Annotated in this window: 7 protein-coding genes; 2 read left to right on the top strand and 5 right to left on the bottom strand. The window is 69.2% G+C overall.

Translation table 11 applies throughout. The features are described from left to right. The 4 genes from cobI to H7841_17490 form a co-directional block, all read right to left on the bottom strand. A partial coding sequence (gene cobI, locus H7841_17475) for a precorrin-2 C(20)-methyltransferase (protein MEO5338654.1) occupies window positions 1–770 on the bottom strand: 770 nt, incomplete at its 3' end. After that, window positions 767–2014, bottom strand: coding sequence for a precorrin-6y C5,15-methyltransferase (decarboxylating) subunit CbiE (gene cbiE, locus H7841_17480; GenBank protein ID MEO5338655.1), 1248 nt, complete (start codon window positions 2012–2014; stop codon window positions 767–769). The genes cbiE and cobI, both read right to left, overlap by 4 nt. Beyond that, on the bottom strand, window positions 2011–2634 hold the full coding sequence (locus H7841_17485; protein MEO5338656.1) for a precorrin-8X methylmutase: 624 nt from the start codon (window positions 2632–2634) through the stop codon (window positions 2011–2013). The genes cbiE and H7841_17485 overlap by 4 nt, the downstream gene beginning before the upstream one ends. Before the next feature lie 843 nt (window positions 2635–3477). Continuing rightward, window positions 3478–4425 carry a sirohydrochlorin chelatase gene (locus H7841_17490; protein MEO5338657.1) on the bottom strand — a complete coding sequence of 316 codons (948 nt, stop codon included), beginning with the start codon at window positions 4423–4425 and terminating at the stop codon, window positions 3478–3480. 155 nt (window positions 4426–4580) lie between these two features. Between H7841_17490 and H7841_17495 the strand changes: the two genes are divergently transcribed. Continuing rightward, on the top strand, window positions 4581–5012 hold the full coding sequence (locus H7841_17495) for a cupin domain-containing protein (protein MEO5338658.1): 432 nt from the start codon (window positions 4581–4583) through the stop codon (window positions 5010–5012). On the opposite strand, the gene H7841_17500 is transcribed toward H7841_17495, so the two are convergent. Further along, entirely contained in the window at window positions 5013–6128 is a 1116-nt protein-coding gene (locus H7841_17500) for a tetratricopeptide repeat protein (GenBank protein ID MEO5338659.1), read from the bottom strand. A 192-nt stretch (window positions 6129–6320) separates the two neighbouring features. On the opposite strand from H7841_17500, the gene H7841_17505 reads away from it, so the two are divergent. Further along, the coding region (locus tag H7841_17505; protein ID MEO5338660.1) for a cobalamin biosynthesis protein at window positions 6321–6936 on the top strand (616 nt) is incomplete at its 3' end.

Here is a 6936-nt window from a genome sequence, read left to right on the forward strand (position 1 = left end):
CGCAGGGCCATCGCCCGGGCGCCGGGGGTCGGATACAGGACGGCGGCGCCCTTGGGGGCCGGCGGTGCCTTGGGGCGCCCGCGGACCAGGACCATGGCGAAGTAGGGCGCGGTCGCGGGCGCTTCGGCCAAGGGCAGCACGCTTTCGCCTTCCATGCCGGCGCGGGCGGCATACCAGGCGCCTTCCATCAGCCCCAGCCGCTTCAGCACCCGGCGGACCTTGGGCAGGTGACGGCCCACCTTCATCACCACGGCGGCATCCGCCGACGCCAGGCGAGCGGCCAGTTCATCCTCGGACAGCGGTGCCGGGAGTATGGTCAGCGCTTCGTTGCGCGAAGCCAGCGGCAGGCCGGCCAGGGCGGAACAGGCGGCCAGAGACGAAACGCCCGGCACCACCCGCACCGGGAAGCGGTCCTTGAGACGGTCCAGCAAATACATGAAGGAGCCGAAGAACAGCGGATCTCCTTCGCAAAGAAAGGCCACATCGCGCCCTGCCGCCAGACGGGCGGCGATCGCTGCCGCGCCCTGGTCGTAGACCGCTTCCGCCGGCGCATCGCCCGGCACCATGGGGGTGGCCATGGCGATTTCCTCCTGCCCGCCCGGCAGATGGGGGGCCGCGATGGCGCGCGCCACACCGGGCGAGCCTTCCGCATGCAGGTAGGCGACGACGGGAACCCGCCGCAACAGGTCGCGGGCCTTCAGGGTCATCAGATCCGGATCGCCCGGACCGACGCCCAAGCCGTAAAGGGTACCGGGGGCAGGGCCGATCATCGGCGATCGGCCTGTGACGAAAGGACGGACATGGGCTGGTTCTCCGGCTTGGAAAGGAAAATCTGGGTGACCGGGGCTTTCGCCTCCCAAACGGTCGTCCCGCCGACCTTCCGGGGATGGCTGATCTCGATCCGGCGCAACTCGCCGCCGGCGAAGCCAAGCAGCACCCTTTCGGCTTCCAGGGTCACCGCGTTGGCGACCAGGCGCCCGCCGGGCCTGAGGGCGGCGAAACAGGCTTCCAGCATGCCGGCCCGCGCCACCCCGCCCCCCAGGAAGATGGCGTCGGGGGCCGGCGACAGATTGTCGATTGCCGAAAGGATGTCGCCTTCCACCACCTTGAGCCTGGGAACCCCAAGGCGGGCCGCATTCAGCGCGATGGCGGCGCAGCGGTCGGGCCGGCCTTCCACCGCCACCGCCTGGGTACGCGGGGCGGCGCGCAGCCATTCGATGGCGACGGAACCGGAACCCGCCCCCAGGTCCCACAGCAGTTCGCCGGGCAAGGGTGCGAGGGCGGCAAGGGTGACGGCGCGCACTTCCCGTTTGGTCAGTTGGCCGTCGGAGACGTAAGCCTCGTCGGGCAGGCCGGGAACGCGCGGGCGCCGCATGGCTGCGGGGCCGGGAAGGCATTCGACGGCGATGGCGTTGAGATCGGCGCAGCGAAGATGGCGCCAGTCCCGGGCCAGGCCGTCGACACGCCCTTCCCTGGGCCCGCCCATGTGTTCGAGCACGGCAAGGCGGCTGGGACCGTAGCCCATATCGACTAGCATGGCCGCTACCTTGGCCGGCGTCTCGCCGTCCTGGGAAAGCACCACCAGCCGGGCGCCGGGGGCGACATGCAGGCGGAAGGAGTCCATGGGCCGGCCGTGCAGAGTCACCATCTCCACGTCCGGTTCCGACCACAGCATGCGGGCGCAAGCCAAGGCCAGCGAGCCGGGCACCGGCAGGACCGCTAGATCGTCGGACCCGAAACGCCGTTGCAGGTTGACCCCGGCGCCGAAGCACATGGGATCGCCGGAGGCCAGCACCACCACTCGCCGGCCGCGCCATTTCTCCATTTCCGCCATGGCGGCATCCAGGCCGTCCTTCCAGGTCAGGCGGACGGCGGAGGTTTCGGCTACGAAGGCCTGGTGGCGCTCGCCGCCGACCAGCAGTTCGGCCTTTTCCACCAGGACGCGGGCGGCCGGCGTCAGGCCTTCCAGACCGTCCTCGCCGATGCCCACGACCACGATCCAGGGATGGCTCATGGCGCGTCTCCGCACAAGGCGTTGACGGCGGCGGCGGCCAAGGCGCTGCCGCCCCGCCGGCCGGCGAGGGTGACATAGGGAATGCCATGGGCCAGCCGCATCAGGGCTTCCTTCGATTCGGCGGCGCCGACGAAGCCGACGGGAAACCCCAGGATCAGCGCCGGCCGGGGCGCCCCGTCCCGCAACAGCTCCAGCAGGCGGAACAGCGCGGTGGGGGCGTTGCCGATGGCGACGACCGCCCCTTCCAGCCGGGGCAGCCAAAGATCGACGGCCGCCATGCTGCGGGTGACCTGTCGGGCCTGGGCGGTCGCGCGGACGCCGGGGGCGTTCAGCAGGCAAATCACCTCGTTGCCGGCCGGCAGGCGGGACCGGGTAATGCCATGGGCGACCATCTCCACGTCGCAAAGGATGGGCGCGCCGGCGGCCAGGGCCTTCCGCCCCGCCCGCCCCGCCCCATGGCCGAAGGCCAGGCCGGGGACCAGGGTGGGATCGCCCGCCGTATGGACCAGCCGTTCCGCCAGGGCCCGCAGATCCTTGGGGATGGCGGAAAAGTCGGCGGCGGCGCGCACCCGCCGGAAGGATTGGCGGTAAATTTCGGCAGGGTCGCGGATGTAGTCCAGGGAAGGGGGGCCCGCCCCCAGAATCCATCCTTCCTCGCCCTCGACGATCCGACGTTCGTCTTCCGAAAGGGCGGGGGCGAACAGGGGCGCCAGGGCGTCCCCGGCGTCCAGGTCGGCGAAATGGCGAGCCAAGGCCGCCACCTGTTCGCGGTCGGACCGGCCCCGGGCGACGAGGGACGGATAGACCTCGGCAAAGACGATTTGCGCGGACGCGTCGGGGACTCGAAGGCCGGTCTCGAAGGGCCAGACGCGGGCCAGGTCCTCCAAACCCGGCCAGTGGCGCAGGTCGCGAAGGCAGGGAATGCCGGTCAGGGTCTGGCCGCCGACGCAGCCCGCCCCGTTCAGTTGCCAGACCGACTTGGCTCTTGCGGCCTGGCGTTCGCACAGCCGGAATTCGGCCGGTCCGGCGGTGCCGCCGGGCTTCGTCGCCGGCAGATGGGCATAGGCCCGGCCATGCGGATGGCCCCAGAAAAGGGGGCCCAGGTCGCGGTTGAAGGCATCGGCGAGGGCGAAGCGGTCCTCGCCATGCTCGCGAGCCCCCACCGCCAAGCGGCGCCAGACGCCGGACCAATCTGGCTTCGCGGCGTCGAGGCGGGCGGCGAAGCCTTGCGGGTAGCCGAAGGCGAAGTCGAAGCCGCAAAGCACCCGCCGTCCCCGCGCCGCCAGATCGCCTAGGCGATCCGCCAGCCAGGCGGTGGCGTCCCGGCGGGTTGGCGGATTGTCGAACAGAAGGTCCCCCCGGTCCCGTTCCAGGAGGCCGATCCAAATGCTGTTCCTGCCTCGCCTCGGCCTGGCCGCGGCGCTCCAATCCACCATGGCATAGGCGTCGAACAAGGCCATGGCCTAGCCCAGCTTGCCCATGGCGACCTTGAACGCCGGATGAGGATGACCATGATGATGGTGGTGAAGATCGTCGGTGCCGATGCCGCGCACATGGTGATGATGGCCCGCCTGGGGGGTGCCGACCTCGTCCTCGCGCCCCAGGATTCGTTCCCGGTACTTGCAGAGCGCGCAGTTCATGGCATTGGCGCCGGCCAGGGCCTCGTCGATGCGTTCGACGAAGCAGTCGATCACCTTGGGATGATCGTTCAGGTAGGGAGCCTTGAGGAACTCGATGGCGGGATGGCGGGCGGCGGCTTCGTCGGTCCAGGCATGGATGCGCTTGACCAGGATGCCGGTGAACAGGAAGTAGGGGAAGACCACGATGCGCCGGAACCCCAGGCGCACCGCGCGTTCCAGGGCCGCGTCCACCAAAGGATAGGCGACGCCGCTGTAAGCGGTCTCGCACCAGCCGAAGCCCATGCCTTCCCACAGCATGCGCGCCACCTTGGCGACGTTGGAATTGGCGTCCGGATCGTTGGTGCCCCGCCCCACCACCAATAGCAGACTGTCCTTGCGTCCCACGGCATGGGGCGAGGCGGCTTCGGCTTCCGCGATGCGCTGGGCGGCGGCTTCCAACAGCCGGGCTTCCACCGCCAACTCGCGGCCGAACGTCATGGCGATGTCCGGGTTGGCGCGGGCGAATTCGTTGATCTCGGACGGCAGGTCGTTCTTGACGTGTCCGGCGGCGAACAACATGCCGGGAATCGCCACGATGCTTCTGGCGCCCCGCGCCTTCAAGGCTTCCAGGCCGTCCCGGATCACCGGACGGGCGAATTCCAGAAAGCCGCTTTCCACATCGCGGCCGGGCAGACGGGCCCGCAAGTGGATCGCCAGCCGGTCGAATTCGGCAATGGCTTCGGGGTCGCGGCTGCCGTGGCCGCAGATCATCACGGCGGGAAACGATTCCATTCGGGTATCCCTGGTCCATGCCTTCGGGGCGGAACGCCTGGTCGATGCCTCCGGGCGGGGTGAACTATACAGCCTTCCGCGTTTTGGGAAAGGCCGTTGCCAAAGTATGACGAATCATCGTAATCGTCATACATCAACCCCGAAGGAGGATTCCAGTGCTTTCCGAAAACGCCGCCGATTGGCCGCCCCACGACCGTCTCCTGAGTCCGGCCACCCCCTTCGTCGACGAACGAGGCAGCATCCAGCCGGTCCTGGACCGCGGCCTGGGCAGCGTGGTGGTCATCGCATCGAAGGCGGGCGCGGTGCGGGCCAACCACTATCACCGGACCGACTGGCACTATTGCTACGTGCTCTCGGGCCGGATCGAGTACTGGCACCGTCCGACCGGCAGCGCGCGGGCGCCGGAAAGCCTGGTGTTGCGGGCGGGCCAGATGGTCTTTACCCCGCCCATGCTGGATCATGCGATGGTGTTTCCGGAAGATACGGTCTTCCTGACCCTGGGGCGCGGCCATCGCGATCCGGTCAGTTACGAGAACGACATCGTGAAAGTGGAACTGGTGGGGCCGGACGGCCGGCTCCGGCCATAATCAGCCCGTCCTCTTGGGCGGCAGGGCGGCGGCGCGTTCCTCGTAGGTCTTGGCCTCCGCCACCCGATCCAGCGCCCGCAGCACCGAGGCGTAGTTCTTGAGGCCGGTGTTCAGGCTGGGATGGCCGGGGTCGAACAGGCGCTCCTTGATGGCGAGCGCGCGGCGCAAGAGGGGTTCGGCGGCTTCCAGGTTGCCCTGCTTCTTGTAGAGCAGGGCCAGGTTGTTGAGGTCGGTGGCGACGCCCGCGTGCTCCGGCCCCAGGACCTTCTCGTCGATTTCCAGGGCCCGCCGGTAGAGCGGTTCGGCCGCCGCGAAATTGCCTTGCGAATAATAGAGCAGGGCCAGGTTGTTGACGGCGGTGGCCACGTCCGGATGCTCGGCCCCCAGGATGCGTTCCAGGACCTTCACCGCCTTCTCGAAGGAATCGGTGGCCTCCAAGAGGTTGCCGGCTTGGTAGGCGGCAGTGCCGTGCTTGTTGAGGTACTCGGCGAGCACCTCGTCGCTGCCCGGCGGCAAGGCATCCAGGGCTGCCCGGTAATCGCGGGCGGCGGCGGCGAAGTTCATCTGGGCGAATTCCAGGTCGCCGGCCACCACCTTGGCCGCGGCGGCGGCTTCCAGGTAGCGCGTCGCGGTGCGGTAAAGGTCGCGGCCGTTCTGCCCGCCTTGCTCGCCCACCTTGTTCAGGAGTTCCCCGGCCTTGGCGAAGGCTCCCTCGCCCAGGGCATGGCGCGCGTCCCCCAGCAAGGTGTCGAGGGTCGTGTCCTGGGTGGATATCCCATCCAGCTTGGCCAGCAGGGCGCCGAACTGCTTGGCGAAGTCGCGGGCCTGGGTGTCCTGGTCCTTGGCGGGGATGCCCTTGGCCTCCAGCAGGGACTGGTAAGCCTTGAGAGCGATGGCTTCCGCGGAAGGGCCGTCGATCGACGGAGCCCTGGGCACGGGCGGTGGCGGAACCGGAGGAGGAGGTGGTGGCGGTGGTGGTGGCGGCGGAGCCTGGCGCGGTTCGCGCTCGCCCGCCACCCGCCGCGTCATGCGGATGCCGACGAAAGTGCCGATCAGCGCCGCGACCACAGAGATCACGGCGATGAAACCCACGAGAATGATCAACTCAGGCGACATGGGTATCGTCGCTCCCTTCCCGTCCCCTTATATATCAACCCTTTACCCAGCGCAAACGAGGCTTTGCAACCAATTCCCATTGACCGGTCCCGGTCCGCCCCGCCAGACTGCCGTCCATGCTGGTTCTCGATCTGCTGGGCGGCCCTGGCCACCTCGACCCCTTGATCCTGCTGCTGCTCGCCTTGGCCCTCGATGCCGGCCTGGGCGAAGGCGGCTGGCTGCTGCGGAAGCTTCCCCATCCCGTGGTCCGGATCGGCCTCCGTCCTGGTCGTGGTGGGCGCCAGCTTGGCGGTGGGCATGGCAGTGGCCTGGCTGACCCTGCATCACGCTTTCGGCTGGATTCTGGAGACCCTGTTGTTGATCCTGTTGCTGGCCCAGCGGGAACTCTACGACCGGGTGCGCGACGTGGGCCTCGCCCTGGCGACCGAAGGGCTGGAGCCGGCGCGGGCGGCGGTGGGCCATATCGTGGGCCGCGATCCGGCGCAGCTTGACGAACACGGGGTGGCGCGCGCCGCCATCGAATCCTTGGCCGAGAACTTCAGCGACGCCGTGGTGGCGCCGGTCTTCTGGTATCTGGTGGCCGGCCTTCCGGGCCTGCTGGCCTACAAGGCGGCCAACACCCTGGACAGCATGATCGGCCACCGCACACCGCGTTACAGGGCCTTCGGCATGACGGCGGCCCGCCTGGACGACGTCTTGAACCTGATCCCGGCCCGCCTGGCCGGCCTGTTCGTCGCCCTGGCGGCGGCTTTCGTGCCGACCGCCCGGCCGGGGCGGGCGCTCCGGGTCATGTGGCGCGACGCGGGCC

Origin of the sequence: Magnetospirillum sp. WYHS-4, assembly GCA_039908345.1 — a bacterium.
Taxonomy (GTDB): domain Bacteria; phylum Pseudomonadota; class Alphaproteobacteria; order Rhodospirillales; family GLO-3; genus JAMOBD01.

Excerpts from the sequence above, each read along its gene's own strand:
- cbiE (MEO5338655.1), bottom strand. The coding sequence starts at position 2,014 with ATGAGCCATCCCTGGATCGTGGTCGTGGGCATCGGCGAGGACGGTCTG.
- H7841_17500 (MEO5338659.1), bottom strand. The coding sequence starts at position 6,128 with ATGTCGCCTGAGTTGATCATTCTCGTGGGTTTCATCGCCGTGATCTCT.
- H7841_17490 (MEO5338657.1), bottom strand. The coding sequence starts at position 4,425 with ATGGAATCGTTTCCCGCCGTGATGATCTGCGGCCACGGCAGCCGCGAC.